Here is a 15560-nt window from a genome sequence, read left to right on the forward strand (position 1 = left end):
TGATCCGGTTGACGATTCTTACGATGTAAGTATAGCGTCCCGGTCCAGATTTACATTGTAAGAATGTGGATGCCTCAAGGGTCGACGGGGATGAGGGGACGATGACCACAGGGGAGCTCGCCACGGCGAGGGAACAGCCCGAACGGCCGCCGGACGACGCCGGTCCCGCCCAGGGGCCGCCCCCGGCGGGGCTGCTGCGGCCCTACGCGGGGGGCTTCGCCGCCGTGATCGTCCTCCAGGTCGTCGGCGCGGCGGCGGGCCTGGTGCCCCTGCTCGCGGTCGTCGAGCTGGGCCGGCTGCTGCTCGCGCCCGGTCCGGTCGACCACGGCGACGTCCGGTTCGTCGTGGTGGCGGGCGCGGTCGGCCTGTTCGTCAAGCTGCTGTTCACCGCCGCTGCGGCAGGGGTGGGGCACCTGCTCGACGGGCGGGTGCAGTTGGCGTTACGCCGCCGGCTGGCCGCGCGCCTGGGGCGGGTGCCGATCGGCTGGCTCTCCCGGCGTCGCAGCGGTGAGCTGGCCAGGCTGGTGGGCGAGGACGTCGGAGCCGTGCACCCGTTCATCGCCCACACCCCCGGCGAGCTGGCCTCCGCCTTCGTCGTGCCGCTCGGGTCACTGGTCTACCTCGTCACCGTCGACTGGCGGCTGACGCTGATCACACTGATTCCGGTGGTCGCGGCCGTGGCACTGGTCCCGCTGATGATGACTCCGGTCCGGCTGCGCGAACAGGCCGACTTCGACGCGGCGATGGCGCGGATCGCGGGTTCCGTCGTGGAGTTCGTCCAGGGCATCGCGGTGGTCAAGGTCTTCGGCGGGGGCGAGCGCGCCCACCGCGAGTTCCGCACCGCCGTCGACGGCTTCGTCGACGCCTTCCGCCGCTGGGTGGACGGGATCTCCCCGATCGCCGCGGGGATGCAGCTGGTTCTCTCGCCCCCGTCCGTGCTGCTGACCGTCCTGATCGGTGGCGCCGCGCTGATCGGCGACGGCGGGATGGCCCCCGCCGACCTGCTGCCCTTCCTGCTGCTGGGGCTCGGGCTGACCGCCCCGGTGGCGGCGCTCGGGCACGGTTTCGACGAGGCGCAGGCCGCCCGCCGCGCGATCGGCCGGATCCGCGACGTGCTCGCGGTGCCGCCGCTGCCGGAGCCGGTGAACCCGATCGCGCCGCGCGGCCACGGGGTGGAGCTGCGCGACGTCCGCTTCGCCTACGAAGCCGGCCGCGACGTCCTGCGCGGCATCGATCTCGTACTGGAGCCGGGGACCGTCACCGCGCTCGTCGGACCGTCGGGAAGCGGCAAGTCCACGCTGGTGCAGCTGCTGCCGCGGTTCTTCGACCCCACGAGCGGTTCGGTGCGCCTGGGCGGTGTCGACCTGCGCGAGGTGGGCAGCCGGGAGCTCTACCGGCACGTCTCGTTCGTCTTCCAGGACGTCCACCTGCTGCGGGCCTCGGTCGCGGACAACATCGCCCTCGCGGTGCCGGACGCCCGGCCGGAGGAGGTGGTGGGCGCCGCCCGTCTGGCCAACGTCCACGACCGGATACTCGAACTGCCGCGGGGGTACGAGACGGTGATCGGCGAGGACGCCCGGCTGTCGGGCGGCGAGGCCCAACGGATCGCGCTCGCCCGCGCGCTGCTGGCCGACACCCCCGTCCTGGTGCTCGACGAGGCGACCTCCTTCGCCGACCCGCAGACCGAACAGGCGGTACGCCGAGCCCTGGACACGCTGCGCAAGGACCGGACGATCCTGGTCATCGCGCACCGCCTGGAGACCGTCACCGGTGCCGACGCCGTCGCGGTCCTGGAGGACGGCGTGATCGTCGAGCACGGCAGCCCTGGGGAACTGCTCACCGCCGACGGGAAGTTCGCCGCGCTGTGGCGCTCCCGGCACACGGCGGGCTCCGGAGGCGAAGGCGAACGGCCATGACGGCACACCACCCTGACCAACCTCCACGGCGCCTCTTCGATCAGCAAGGAGACGACCTTCGATGATCCGCACGCTGCTGCGCGTGCTGGGCCACCAGCACTCCCGCCCGATGCTCCGTACCCTCGCCCTGATGACCGCGGCCGCGGTCGTCGAAGGTCTCTGCTACGCCCTCCTGGCACCCGTGCTGCGGGCGTTGCTCGGCGGCGCGCCGGACCGTGCCTGGCCCTGGCTGGCCGCCCTCGGGGCGACGGTCGCGGCGTACGCGGTGCTGCGCTACGTCAGTGACCTGTCGGGGTTCAGGGTCGGCACCGCGCTGCTGCGCGGCGTGTACCACCGCCTCGGCGACCATCTGACCCGGCTGCCGCTCGGCTGGTACGGGGCGGCCCGGGTGGGAGAGGTGTCCGTCCTGGCCGGTCAGGGCGTTCTGCAGGCGATGAGCGTGGTCGCGCACCTGCTGGCGCCGCTGGTCTCCGCCGCCGTGACGCCGCTGACGATCGTCGCCGTGATCTTCTCCCTCGACTGGCGGTTGGGCCTGGCGGCGCTCTCCGCCGTGCCCGTCGTCGCGGCGGTCCAGGTCCTGACCGGGCGGATGACGACGGCCGAGGACGACGAGCGGGCGGCACGCGACCGCGAGGCCACCGGGAGGGTCGTCGAATACGTCCGGGCACAGCCGGTGCTGCGCGCCGGCGGCCGGACGGCCGAACGCTTCCGCCTCCTTGACGACGCCCTGGGGCAGGTGCGGCACGCCTCCCGTCGCTCCGTACTGTCCGCTCTGCCCGGCGCGTTGGGGCTGTCGTTGACCGTGCAGGCGGCGTTCACAGCGGTACTGGCCGTGGGCGCGCATCTCGCGCTCGGCGGCGCCATCGGAGCCGCGGAGCTGCTCGCGGTCCTGGTGCTGGCCGCCCGCTGCGCGGATCCGCTGCTGTCGCTGGCCGACCTCGGTGGCCGACTGCGCGGCGCGCGCGGCGAACTGGCCAGGATCGACGCGGTTCTGCGTACGGAACCGCTGCGGCAGGCCCCCGACCCGGTGGAACCGGTCGGCCACGGTCTGGAGTTCGAGGCGGTCGCCTTCCGGCACGGTGGGCGCACCGTGTTCGACGGCCTGTCACTGACCGTTCCCGAAGGGCAGCGGCTGGCCGTGGTGGGGCCGTCGGGCGCGGGCAAGAGCACCCTGCTCCAGCTGCTCGCGCGGTTCTACGACGTGGACGCGGGCGCGGTGCGCGTCGGCGGCGCGGACGTGCGCGCGATCCGTACCGAGGCGCTGATGGCGCGGTTCGCCGTCGTCTTCCAGGACGTCTACCTCTTCGACGGCACGATCGAGGACAACGTGCGCCAGGGCCGCCCCGACGCCACCGGCGCGGAGGTACGGGCGGCCGCGGCCGCGGCGCGGCTGGACGAGGTGGTCCAGCGTCTGCCCGACGGATGGGCGACCACGGTCGGCGAGGGCGGCGCCCGCCTGTCGGGCGGTGAACGACAGCGGGTCTCGATCGCCCGGGCGCTGCTGAAGGACGCGCCGATCGTGCTGCTGGACGAGATCACCTCCGCGCTGGACCCCGTCAACGAGGCCGCCGTCCACGCCGGCATCGAGCGCCTGATGGCGGGTCGGACGGTGGTGATGGTGGCCCACCGCCTGCGCACCGTGCGGCACGCCGACCGGATCGTCTTCCTCGACGACGGCCGGATCACCGAGGAGGGCGACCACGACGATCTGCTGCGCCGCGGCGGCCGTTACGCCGCATTCTGGAACGCCGCTCTCACGCCCGCAGCGATCAGTCCGCCGCGGTGATCGGCGCGGGTGCTCCACCCCGCTTGGCCGTTTCCCGCGAAGGGCCTCACGGCTCCTCGGCGGGCCAGGGCTTCTCGTTCGGTTCCTCGCCGCCCTGGTCGAGGCGGAAGGGCGGGTACGCGTCCGTCATGAGGCCCGCGTAGGCCACGACCCGGAGCACTCAGCGGTTCAGGCCGACCACCAGGACGAACAGATCGCGCGGATACCGGCCGGTGAACGCGAGGGCGAAGGCCGCGATCAGCGTCAGCAGGGTGGTCAGGCCGCCGCTCCACCAGCCCGCCCTCATGCCGCCGGCGAAGAACGCGATCACGAGGTAGTGGGGGATGGCGAGCAGCCACCACTTGACGAGGACCAGCCCGCGCGAGAGCCGCTCCGGATAGGCGATGTCCAGTCGCGCCGGGTAGTCGGGCTCGCGCCCCAGGCTGAAGGGTGGGTAGCGGTCGGTGCCCAGGGCGCTGTACGTGTAGAAGGACACGCGCCAGGACCAGCGCAGCACCCCCACGTTGAAGTCGAACAGCGCGCGCGGATAGCGCTCCGTGAACAGGATGGCGAAGAACGCGATCACGGACACGATCAGGAACGCGAGCCACAGGAAGATCAGCACGATCCAGTGGGGGATCGCCAGGATCCACTTGACCAGCCACAGCCAGCGCGACAGCGGGGTGTCGAGCCGGGCCGTCACCGTGACCGGAGGGTAGGAACGGGAGCCGTCCATCATCGTCACTTCCTCGACGGAGAGGCAGCGTCGTACGGGAGAGCCGGTCGGTACCCCTCCCCTCCATGATCGCGCCGTTCCGCCTTCCGGCCCACCGGAAGAGCAGGACGCGGGGGCCGGGCCCCGTACGTGCAGGTCAGGCGTGCGGCTCAGCGGAGCGGAGCCGCACGGATCGCTCCTCCAGGGTGGGGGTACGACCTCCGGATCAGAGCCCCGTGACCTTGGCGCTCGCCGACAGCTCGTAGACCAGGGTGACCGTGCTGCGGCCGCCGGGCGGCAGGGGGACGTCCCAGCGGGCGATGCCCTCGGCGTCCACCACGTCCGGCGCGGGGGAACACCCCTCCTTCTGCAGGCGCACCTCCACCGCCGACACCTCGGAGACCGGGATCCGCTCCCGTAGCGCGACCACGCGCTCGCCCCGCTCCCCGGGGGCGGAGAACCGGGACAGATGCAGGCGCACCGTGCGGGTGACCACGGTCCGCTGGCTGAAGCCGGCGGAGTCGCGGGACTCCTCCGTCTCCCGGACCACCCGGTAGTCGTCGCGGCTCCCGAAGGCCAGCTCGAAGGGGGCGCCCACGGCGGTGAAGTCCAGCGTGCCGCGGCCGCTGAAACCGCTGCCGCGCACCAGGTCCACGGGCCCGGCGAGCAGCACGTGCCCGGACCGGTTGTCGCCCCGTACGACCTGCGTGACCAGGGGGGACAGCTCCGGCGAGCAGGCGTACTCGCTGCGCGCCGCCGTGGTGAACGCCGAGAGCGGTACCCGGTGGGCGCGGCCGTCACCGCGCACCGAGACCGGCGCGGGGGACCTCAGCACCTGGGCCTCGCCGCCGTCGTCCACGCCCGGCAGACCCAGTACCGGAGCCGCCGGGCCGAGGTCCCCGATCTCCTCCTCGCGCAGCTCGACGTCGACCGTGCGGCGCTCCGCCGCGGAGCGGTCGGTGAGCGTCAGCCGGTCCTCGCCGAGCCGTGGCGGAGCGGTGGCCAGGGCCGAGCGGGCCGTCGACAGGGTGAGCCGTACGCCGGACCAGTCCTCGCCCGTGCGCTGCCAGACCATGGCGTCGGTCTCCAGCGTCAGGGAGTCCCCGTCGAGCACGGCCCGGTAGGCGGGCCGCCACAGCGCGCACGGGGTGAGGTGGCTCAGCCGTAGCCGGGCCGGTCCGGCGGCCGACGCCTCCACGGTCAGCTCGACGTGACCGAGCAGTTCGGCGGGCTCCTCCTCGGCCAGGTCCATGGCCCGCAGGGTCTCGCCGAGTTCGCCGCCCAGGGCGCTCAACTCGGCCTCCACGAGGCGGAGTTCCTCGCTCTGTTCGTCCCGCTGGCCGTCCAGCCGGTCCAGTTCGCGGGCCCAGCGGGGCCGTTCGGACTCGCCGGAGCCGGCGCCTTCGCCGATGTCGCGCAGCAGATCGGCGGCGACGCGGCCGAGCAGGTCGAGGCGGGCCCGGAGCCGGTCCCGCCGCCGCTCCAGGGCGAGCTGCTCCTCCTGGAGGGCGTGTGCGCGGTGGCTCAGGGTGGAGTCGTCGTCGGTCGGCAGCGGCCCGCGCGGCGTCCATGCGCGGACGATCCGTACGTCGAGCACGGTCGCGGGGTGGTCGGCCGTCAGCTCGGCGTGAAGGGTCCGGTCGACGGCCAGCGCGCTGACCGGCCCGAGACGCAGGCGCTGGACGCCCGCCGCCAGGTCCAGCACGGCGGTGCGCTCGACGTGGGCGCGGTCCTCGAGGCAGGTGACGGCGGTGACGGGGAGGGCGATCGGCTTCGGGGCCGTGGACATGGTGTGTCAGCTCCTGCGGTTGCCGCCGACCAGGGCCTTGCCGGTCGGGATGCGGATCTCGTAGCCGCCGTCCAGCGCGGCGGTGGCGCCCGCCGGCAGGTCCAGCCGCCAGACGCGGGTGCCCGGCGCGTGGCGATCGGGCCCCGCGCCTTCCTCGGGTGCCGTCCAGTCGGCCCGTTCCTCGATCCGTACGTCCGGTTCGGAGGTGACCGGCACGCGTTCGCGGACCTCGACGGTGACGGGCCTCGCGAGCCGGTTGGCCAGCTCGACGTGGATGCGGTGGTCGAGCACGGTGGTGTTGTTGCGCAGGCCGGAGGTCGACTCGTGCACGTTCGTACGGCGGGTGACCCGGATGCCCTCGGCCGGCCCGAGCCCCACCCGGCGGACCCCGCCGGGGGCGAGCGTGGGCAGGGCGGCGGTCAGCAGGAACTCGTCGTCGACGGTGACCTCCACCGGACCGGCCAGCAGCGCCTGATCGGTGGCGTTGGAGAGCACCAGCGTCGCGTACACGGTCTGCTCGACGGACGGCACGCAGAGGTACTCGGTGCGCAGCCCGACCGGGATCTCGCCGACGGTGACGGTGTGCCAGGTGCCGTCCGACGGAATGTCGGCGCGGGCCGTGGCGTCGAAGCGGTGGTCGAAGGAGCCCGCCGACTCACGCGGCCGGACGGCGTGGCCGGGCAGCGGCAGCGCGGCCACCGTCTCGGCCCGGCGGCGGTACTCGGCGGCCAGCGGGTCGAAGGGCGCGTCGGGGAACAGCCGTCCTCGGCGACCGGCCTGGTCGTCGGGGCCGGACAGGACGAGCGCGGCGTAGTCGAGCTCGGCGCCGCTCGGCTGCGGCGGACCGGCCACCGGCGCCGGAGGAGGCGGCGGCGCCGGTGCGGCCGCGCCCGGAGCCGCCGGTGCCATGGCGGGGGGAGGTCCCGCGAACCCGCCGCCGCCACGCGGCGCGGCGCTCCGTTGCGGTGCGGCCGGCTGTGCGGGGGCGGGCATCCCGGCGAAGCTCTCCGGGGCGGGGCGGTACGCGCCGCCCGGCTCCGGGAGCGCCGCGGGCGGCGCGCCGTAGCCCTGCGATGCCGGCGGCGGGGGAGGCGGTGGCGGAGGCGGCATCGGGCCGCCCGCGAAAGCGCCCCCGAAACCGCCCGCGCCGACCAGCGTCGTGGAGCCGGCCCCGCCGGCCATGGGTGCGCCGGCCGGGGCGGGACGGGGGCCGGCCGCCTCGTACCCGGCGAACAGATCGGCGAGCCCCGCCGGGGGCTCACGCCAGCCGGACGGTGCGGGGGCGGGCTGCCGGCGTCCGATCCGGATCGAGCGGAGCCTCGGCAGGTCCGTGCGGCGCCGGAGATCGGCCGTGGCCAGGGCGATGCGTACGCCGGTCCAGTCCTCGCCCGTCCGCTGCGCCACCGAGGCGCGCAGCACCAGACGGCCGCCGCCGTCACCCTGACGGTGGCTGAGACGGTACGTCGGCACCCACACGGCGCCCGGCACCCCGTACTCCAGCTCCACCTCCGCGTCCACGCCCGCGTCGGCGCCGGTGACATCGAGGGTCAGCACCGCGCAGACCGTGGTCTCCACGTACGCCGACGGCGCGTCGGTGGAGGCGCGGGCGAACCGGTCGGTGGCGATGTCGAGTTCGTGCTCGACGTCACGCAGCGCCTCCTCCAGCTCGGCCAGGCGGCTGTGGAGCGCGGTCAAGCGCTCGTCGACGAAGTCGGCGAGCTCCAGCCACGCGTCGACCGGGGTACGACGGTGCGGGTCGTCGCGCTTGCGGGGCGGGGGCACCGGGTGGAGCGCCCTGATCTCCTCGATGAGAGCCAGCTGCCGGTCCCGGCGAGCCCGCGCCGCCGCGTACGCGTCGCGCAGCCGCTCGACCTCGCGCCTCGACTCGTCGGACGTCCCGCCCGCGCCGAGCGGCTCGGCCTCGACCTCCACCCGGGCCTCGGTCACGCGGACCTCGGGGGCGCCCAGCACGCGGGCCCGCAGCGAGCCGGGGTCCAGCGAGCGGGGCAGTCCCGTCACGCGCACCCGGCCGTCGGGCGGCACGCTGCCCCTGGCCAGGCGGCGGCAGACCGCGCCCTGCGCGTACACCACGACCGCATCGAGGGTCGATCCCCACCTCGGTGCCGACTCAGCCGTCATCTGCTCCCGCCCCCCGCCGCGTTCATGCTGGACGAAGCCTACGCCCGGCCGGCCCACGCGTCCGTGCCGGATCGGAAAGCCGGCGTCCCGGCCCACGCGCCCCGTCGGCCGGTCCGCCGTCTCCTCCTCGGCTGCCGGACGCATCGGTGCAAGCGCCGGACAACACCGGCCTAAGCTGCCGTCGGCACCGGCCTCAGCTGCCGTCCGGCACCGGCCTCAGCTGCCGTCCGGCACCGGCCTCGACCCAGGAGCGCACCTCATGTCCGACCCCACCCAGCAGCCCCCGTACCCCGACGCCCTGAGCCCCGACCAGGCACCGGCGCCGCACCCACTGCTCGCGCCGCTGACCGGGCTGCTGGGCACCTGGGCCGGCCGGGGGCGTGGCGGGTACCCGACCCTCGACGAGGAGTTCACCTACGCGCAGGAGGTCACCTTCAGCCACGACGGGCGACCGTTCCTGCACTACGAGGCCCGCGCCTGGCTGCTCGACGCGGACGGTGCCCCGCTGCGGCCGTCGGCCCGGGAGGCCGGCTTCTGGCGGCTCCAGCCCGAGGGGCGGGTGGAGGCGCTGATCACCCAGCCCACCGGCATCGCGGAGATCCTGGCGGGCAGCGCCGACGCGGGCACGGTCGACCTCACCACCCATCAGGTGGCGTTCACCCCCACGGCCAAGGAGGTGAACGCCACCCGCCGTCGCTACACCCTCGTGGACGAGGACACGCTCGACTTCGTGCACGACCTCGCGGCGGTCGGCCGGCCCCTGCAGCACCACCTGTCGGCCCGGCTCCGACGGAGGTCCTGACCCGGCGTCAGGTGCGCGGTGCCCGCGGTTCGATCCGGAAGTCGAAGGCGAGCGTCCCCGGGTCCAGGGCCGTCACGCCGCCGTCGACGGTGAGCACCGCCCCGTTGACGAAGGAGGAGGCGGGCGAGAGCAGCCAGGCCACGGCCTCGGCGACCTCGCGCGGCTCACCCGGACGGCCGGCGGGCAGGACCCGGGTCACCTCCTCGTACGCCGCGTCGACACCGCCGTTCCCCAGCCCCGCCTCGTCGGCGAACCGGCTCATCCGGCGGTCCGCCATGTCCGTGCGCACCCAGCTCGGGCACACGGTGTTGGCGCGCAGCCCCGCGTGTCCGTAGTCGACCGCGAGCGAGCGGCAGAGCTGGAGCAGGGCTGCCTTGGAGGTGGCGTAGGCGGCGTTGCCCACACCGTTGCGCAGCGCGGACACCGAGGCGACCGCGACCACCGCGCCCCGGGCGTCGAGCAGGTGTGGGAGCGCGGCGCGCAGCAGATGGAACGGGCCCGTGAGGTTGGTCCGCATCACCGCGTCCCAGTCCTCCAGGGTCACCTCGCCCACGCCGCCGCCACGGCCGATCCCGGCGTTGAGGACGAGCCCGTCGAGCCGGCCGTACGCGGCGACGGTCGCCTCGACGAGTGCCCGTACCGCGTCGGGGTCGCCGATGTCCGACGGGAGGGCCAGGGCGCCGCACTCCTCGGCCACGAGCCGCAGGGGTTCGGGCCGCCGCCCGGAGACCGCCACCTGGTGCCCCGCTTCCCGCAGCAGCCGGGCCGTCGCGGCACCGATGCCCGTCCCGCCGCCGGTCACGAGGTACACGCGCTGATCAGCCATGGTCGTCGAGCCTCCGTCGTCGTCCGCCGTCTTGTTGATGGATCACGGCTTCGGCCTCGCCGGCCGGTCGGCGTAGTCCTCGACCAGGTCGCCGATGAGGGCGAGGAGCGCGTCGACCCGGTGCCGGTCCTCGGTGGCGGTCCGCAGGCCGTGGTGGACCTCCTTCAGCCGGGCCAGGGCTGCCGGCTCACGGTCCCTCACCGCGTCGAGCAGCGACGTGGAGACCAGATCCATGCACGCGGTGAACAGGGTCCGGGTCGCCGGGGCCGGGGGAGCCGGGTCGGGGGCGGCGTAGGCGCTGGTCAGGTACTGCACGGGGTCGGTGAGGCTCCAGCCGACGATGGTGCCGTGCTGGACGAGGAGCGCCACGTCGGTGGCGATGCCGACGCGGGCCTCCAGCGGCTCGTCGAGGACGTCGAGGTCACGCAGGCAGGTGAGCACGGTGTCTCCGGGGGCGCGGCAGAGTTCCGTGGTCACCTCCAGCCGGAAGTCCTCCGCCTTGTCCGCGCGGAGCCCGCCCGGCCGGACGGGGGGCGTGGCGGGGACGCGCGCGGAGTCCTCGGCGTCGGCGGCCTCGTGGGACGGCAACTGGAACTCGGCGCCGACCAGTTCCCGTCCGGCCGGGTCGAACCGGAGCTCGTCGGGCGTGTCCCACAGCCAGTCCTGGCTGCCGAAGGTGTCCAGCTGGAACCGCTCGCGTTCCTCGGCGTTCGTGTACGGCGCGACGCGCACCCGGAAGTCCCGGAAGTCGAAACGCGGGGTGAGGGGCAGGGGATCGCCGGCCACGGTCGAGGTCCAGCCGTTGTCGAGGGTGAGTCGCATGGGGATCGCCGCCTCATCGGATCTGTACGGCCGGAGCCATGTAGCCGTTCTTGGCAGGAATCCTGCCCTCCACGACGTCGGTATGGGTAATCGGCCCGCCGGGGTCGGTGGGCAGGCCGCCGAGCGCCTTCACCCCGGACTCGCCCTTGATGCCCGAAGGGCCGTACGCGGTGATGGCGTTGCCCGCTCCGGCGCCGCCGCCCTTCGTCACCACGATGTCCTCGCCCTGACGGAAGATCAGGTTCCCGCTGTTCGCGGTCGAGTGGTACACCGCGTCGGGGTTCTTCAGGATCTCCAGGACCCGTTCGTCGCTGAAGCCGTGTTTGGTGTCGCCGTGGTAGTCGCCGCCCTTCTTCCACTTGCCCTCCTGCGCCCTCTCGATGACCTCGTCCGTGGTCCTGTGGGCGTCCTCCCTGGCCTTCTGGGCCTTCTCCTCCTTGGTGTACTTGGGCATGAGGCCCAGCGGGTCGCACAGGGTGTACGGGTTGTCCACGTAGGCGACGGGATTCGGCGCGGGCGCGAGGCCGAGGGGGTCCGGGGAGGTGTAGCGGCCGGTCTCCGGGTCGTAGTGCCGGAAGTAGTTGTAGTGCAGGCCGGTCTCGGGATCGAAGTACTGGCCGGGGAAGCGGAGCGGGGTGTACGTGGTGCTGTCGCGGGCCCAGGCGGTGGTGCCCCACAGGGTGGCCCGGGAGCGCCACGCGATGTCGCCGGACTCGTCGACCAGTTCGGTGGGGGTGCCGATGAGGTCCGTGGCGATGGCGAAGAAGCGCCGGTCGATCTCCTGCCGGCGGTCGTCGGCCGTGAGGATCCGCTCGGTCTGGGCCAGCGGGACGGTGCCCCGGTGGTCCCAGGTGAGGGCGACCGCGTTCGGCAGGTCGGGCTGGTGGCTGGTCTGTTCGCACAGCGTCAGGCCGTCCCAGGTGAACCGGACCTCCTCGGCCACGCTCTCGCCGTCGGACGCCAGGCGCTGTTTCGCGACGCGGCGGCCGAGCGGGTCGTAGCGGTACCGCCACCGGGTCCCGTCGGGGGTGGTCACGGAGGTGAGGCGGTTCTCCGTGTCCCACGCGTAGCGCCAGGTGTCCGGCTTGCGGGAGAGACGGGTCTTCTGGCGCAGGACGACCCGGCCGAGGGCGTCGTACTCGAAGCGGACCCCGCCGGCGCGGGTGAGGGTGGTGCCGGTGAGGTCGCGCGGTCCGGTGGCCTCGGCGCCGGGGTGGCCGGACGGCCAGGACGCCGAGGTCTGGTTGCCCGCTTCGTCGTAGGCGTACCGCTCCGTCCAGCCCTGCGCGTGGACGGCGGTCACCCGGCCCGCCGGGTCGAGATCGAAGGTGCGCGTGCCCGACAGCCGGTCGGCGACGGAGGTCACGTGACCGTCCGCGCGGTAGGAGTAGGCGCGGCTGTTGACGGCGCGTCCCCCGGCGGTGATGTGCTGCGTGGAGAGCCGTCCGGCCTCGTCCCAGGCGGAGGTCACCGTGAGCGCGTCGCCGAAGACGCGGGACAGCTCGCGTCCGGCGGCGTCGTGGGTGAAGTCGACGTGCCGGCCGCCGGTGGTGAGGCGCCGGGCCCGGCCGTCGGCGCCGTAGACGTAGGAGGTGACGTGGCCCGTAGTCGTGATGCGGCGGGTACGGCGTCCCAGTGCGTCGTAGGCGTACATGAGGGGCCGGCCGTCCACCAGCTCCGTCTTGGTGAGTCCGCGGCGGTCGTACTGATAGGCCAGAGAGCTGTCGGGGCCGGTCGCCTCAAGCAGCCGCCCGGCCCGGTCGTAGGTGTACGCCGTCACCCGGCCGTCGGCGTCCTTGCGGATCACCCGGCCGAGCCGGTCACGCTCGAACGCGACCGTCCCGCCGAGCGCGTCGGTGCGGGCGGCGAGCCGGCCCGCGGCGTCCACCCGGTAGGTGACGGTACGGCCGTCGAAGTCGGTCTCGGAGACGATGTCGCCCGCGGCGTCGTACTCGTAACTCCAGCTCAGCCCCTGCGGGTTGAGCACGCGGGTCAGGCGCAGCTCGGCGTCGTGCTCGAACTCGTGGCGGGTGCCGTCGGGCCCGGTGCGGGCCACCGGCAGGTCGAAGTGGGTGTACTCGAAGCGGGAGACGCCACCGGACGCGTCGGTCCTGGTGAGCAGGTTGCCCTCGCCGTCGTAGCTCCACGACTCCGTGGCGCCGTCGGGACCCGTACGGCGGGCGAGCTGCCCGTCCGCGTCCCACTCCAGACGCGTGACCCCGCCCACCGGGTCGGTGACGCGGACGGGGCGGCCGAGGGCGTCGCGCCGCGTGCGGGTGACGCCACCCGCCGGGTCGGTCACCTCCACGGGCAGACCGGCCGCGTCACACACCACGCGGGTCGTGGCCCCGAGGGCGTCGGTGACCGAGGTGAGCCGGCCGGCGTCGTCGTAGGTGTAGTGGGTGGTGGCGCCGGCCTGGTCGGTGACCGCCGTGCGGTTGCCACGCTCGTCGAACGTGTGGAGCATGCGGGTGCCGTCCGGCCCGCAGACCTCCACCGGCAGGCCGAACGGGCCGCGCACGGTGCGCAGTTCGGTGCCGTCGGGGCGGACGGCGGCGATCAGCCGGTCTTCCTCGTCGTACGAGAAAGCGGTGGTGAGGCCCAGTGGGTCGGTACGGGTCGCGGTGTTGCCGCGCGGGTCGTACGAGAAGGCCGTGGTGCGGCCGAGCGGGTCGGTGACGGCCAGAAGACGGCAGCCGGGGCCGAAGGTGTGCCGGGTCGCGTGGCCGTCGGCGGTCGTGATCGTGGTGGTGTGGCGGCCGGTCGCGGGGTCGGGTTCGGTGTACGCGAGGGAGATCTGGACGTGCCCCGCCTCGCCGCCCTCGGCCACGACGCGGTCGCGGTCGTCGTAGACGTAGTCGTAGCGGCTCCCGTTGGAGTCGATCCACGCGATGACCCGGCGGCGGTCGTCGTAGACGAAGGTGGTGGTGGCGCCGGAGGGCCTGGTGACGGTCGCGAGGTCGCCGTCCTGGTAGCCGTAGCTCATCAGGGGCAGGTCCGCGCCGCCCTCGCCCGCGCCGGCCAGCGACAGGGCGGTGACCAGACCGTCGGCGGCGGACAGCTTCACCTGGTGGCCCGCCGAGTGGACGAGCGCCAGCGGCAGGCCGTCCTCGGTCCGGTCGACGGTGAGGGAGTGGCCGTTGCGTTCGGTGATCCCGGTCAGCCAGGCCGCGCCGTCGCCGCCCGGTTCGCCGCCGGCCGGAGCGGTGAAGTGGAAGACCAGGCCGCTGTCGGGATCGGTGACCGTGTAGTCGCCGTCGGCGTCGCGCGCCAGCAGGGTGCGGGCCCTGCCCGTCTCCGGCCGGGTGGGCGCGCCGGGGACCGGGTGCGGGTACGGCACCAGGAGCCCTTCGGCGGTGACGTGCACGACGCCGACGGCGTCGATCTCCAGACGCTCGTCGACGGTGGAGGTCCAGGCGGGGCCGAGGAAGCGGCCCACCGCGCAACCGGACTCGGTGCGGCGGGTGAAGACCAGCGGCAGGATGCCGGGCAGTGAGACATCGGTCTGGGGCAGGAACATCCGGCCCGTGGCGAGGTCCACCGGGTCGCCGCCGGCGTCGCGGTCGCCGTCCGGGATGCGGTGGGTGCCGTCGGGGGATTCGTCGATCAGCTTGCGCGCCTTCGCGGCGTCCGCCAGGTCGGCGGCGATGCGGACGCCCTTCACCGCGGCGCCGCCTCCGCCGGTGGCCACGGTCAGCGCCGCGTCGGGCAGCAGACGCCCGAAGCCCTCGTAGGGGTCCTTCATGAAGTCGCTGATCATCTGGCGGCCGGTACCGACCGGGTCGTTGACCGCGACCACGAGGCCCGCCGCCAGGCTGTTCAGGGACGTGGCGTACTCCGCGGGGTGCGTGATGTTGTACGGATCCAGCGGGTTGATCCCGCGGACGAAGTTCAACAGGCCCGCTGTGCCCTTGATGAGGCCGCCGCCGACATGGTCCCCCATGATCTGGAGTTCCTGGAACCCGTCGCCCAACTGCTGGGCGTACGAGGGCTTCTCCGGGGCCTTGTCACGGGCCGCGCGGACCGCGGTGCGCGCGGTCTCGGCCGCCGTGTTCCGCTGCTTGCGGGCCTCGGCGAGGATCTCCTGGGCCTCCTGCATCAACTTCTTGCCGGGATCCTCGAACGTCGCGGCGGGACGGGGCGGCAGCGTCGAACTGTCGCGCTTGTCGGCGGGCTGCGCGTTGTAGCGGTCGACCGCACTGTTGAAGTCGTCGACCTTCTTGCGGTGCGCGTCGGCGGCGTCCGCGGAGGCCTTGGTGCCCTCCTTCCACTTCTCGATGGCCGTCTGCGCCCGCCCCTGCGCCCAGGTGACCGTGCCGGCGAACGCCCACAGCGCTCCGGCCGCCTTCTCCAGGGCGTCGGCCCCGGTGAACCACTTGGGCGGCTGGGTGCGCACGGCCGCCCGCAGCGCCTCCGCCGCCTCACCCTTGAGCTGGGAGGAGTCGAGGCCCTTGAGGCCGGCGGCGGAGCTCTCGAAGGCCGACTGGAAGCCCCTGAGCTTCTTGGCGGTGGAGGTGATCTTGTCCGGGCTGCCGTAGATCAGCTTGGTCTTGTCCTCGGTCTGCCCGAGGTCCATCTCGTCGACCTCGGCGCCCAACCGGTTGGCGATTGAACGGGACTGCTCCCGCACCCAGTCCGCACCGGACTCCCACCCGACGTCCTCCAGCCGGTCGGCGGTCCAGTCACCGGCGTCCTCGACCCGGTCGCCGACCCACTCGACGCCCTCCTCGACCGCGTCCTCGACCGAGTCCGGCGTGATGTCGCTGATGATGTCGCCGATGCCCAT

Annotated in this window: 8 protein-coding genes and 1 pseudogene; 3 read left to right on the plus strand and 6 right to left on the minus strand. The window is 73.9% G+C overall.

Going from position 1 to position 15560, the window contains the following annotated elements:
• Positions 1-101: 101 nt before the first annotated feature.
• Both M5362_RS11410 and M5362_RS11415 read left to right on the plus strand, forming a co-directional pair.
• On the plus strand, positions 102-1916 hold the full coding sequence (locus M5362_RS11410; RefSeq protein ID WP_260227336.1) for an ABC transporter ATP-binding protein: 1815 nt from the start codon (positions 102-104) through the stop codon (positions 1914-1916).
• A gap of 61 nt (positions 1917-1977) precedes the next feature.
• The gene (locus M5362_RS11415; RefSeq protein ID WP_260227337.1) at positions 1978-3702 is read left to right on the plus strand and encodes an ABC transporter ATP-binding protein; all 1725 of its coding nucleotides are present in this window, start codon (positions 1978-1980) and stop codon (positions 3700-3702) included.
• A 46-nt stretch (positions 3703-3748) separates the two neighbouring features.
• Here the strand turns inward: M5362_RS11415 and M5362_RS11420 are convergent.
• From M5362_RS11420 to M5362_RS11430, 3 genes and pseudogenes are all read right to left on the minus strand, one after another.
• Positions 3749-4420: pseudogene (locus tag M5362_RS11420) on the minus strand (DUF4389 domain-containing protein).
• Between the two features lie 202 nt (positions 4421-4622).
• Entirely contained in the window at positions 4623-6185 is a 1563-nt protein-coding gene (locus M5362_RS11425) for a DUF4139 domain-containing protein (protein ID WP_260227338.1), read from the minus strand.
• Between the two features lie 6 nt (positions 6186-6191).
• Entirely contained in the window at positions 6192-8324 is a 2133-nt protein-coding gene (locus M5362_RS11430) for a DUF4139 domain-containing protein (protein ID WP_260227339.1), read from the minus strand.
• 259 nt (positions 8325-8583) lie between these two features.
• Between M5362_RS11430 and M5362_RS11435 the strand changes: the two genes are divergently transcribed.
• Positions 8584-9126 (plus strand): FABP family protein, encoded by a 543-nt coding sequence (locus M5362_RS11435; protein ID WP_260227340.1) that lies wholly within the window; start codon positions 8584-8586, stop codon positions 9124-9126.
• A gap of 7 nt (positions 9127-9133) precedes the next feature.
• On the opposite strand, the gene M5362_RS11440 is transcribed toward M5362_RS11435, so the two are convergent.
• Genes M5362_RS11440 through M5362_RS32980 form a run of 3 tightly spaced genes read right to left on the minus strand, consistent with a single transcriptional unit; the run spans position 9134 to position 15560 of the window.
• The gene (locus tag M5362_RS11440; RefSeq protein WP_260227341.1) at positions 9134-9952 is read right to left on the minus strand and encodes an SDR family NAD(P)-dependent oxidoreductase; all 819 of its coding nucleotides are present in this window, start codon (positions 9950-9952) and stop codon (positions 9134-9136) included.
• A gap of 42 nt (positions 9953-9994) precedes the next feature.
• Positions 9995-10774, minus strand: a complete 780-nt coding sequence (locus M5362_RS11445; protein ID WP_260227342.1) for a hypothetical protein — start codon at positions 10772-10774, stop codon at positions 9995-9997.
• A gap of 13 nt (positions 10775-10787) precedes the next feature.
• The gene (locus tag M5362_RS32980) at positions 10788-15560 is read right to left on the minus strand and encodes a putative T7SS-secreted protein (RefSeq protein WP_261365851.1); all 4773 of its coding nucleotides are present in this window, start codon (positions 15558-15560) and stop codon (positions 10788-10790) included.

It is taken from the genome of Streptomyces sp. Je 1-79 (genome assembly GCF_025195125.1).
Classification (GTDB): Bacteria; Actinomycetota; Actinomycetes; order Streptomycetales; family Streptomycetaceae; genus Streptomyces.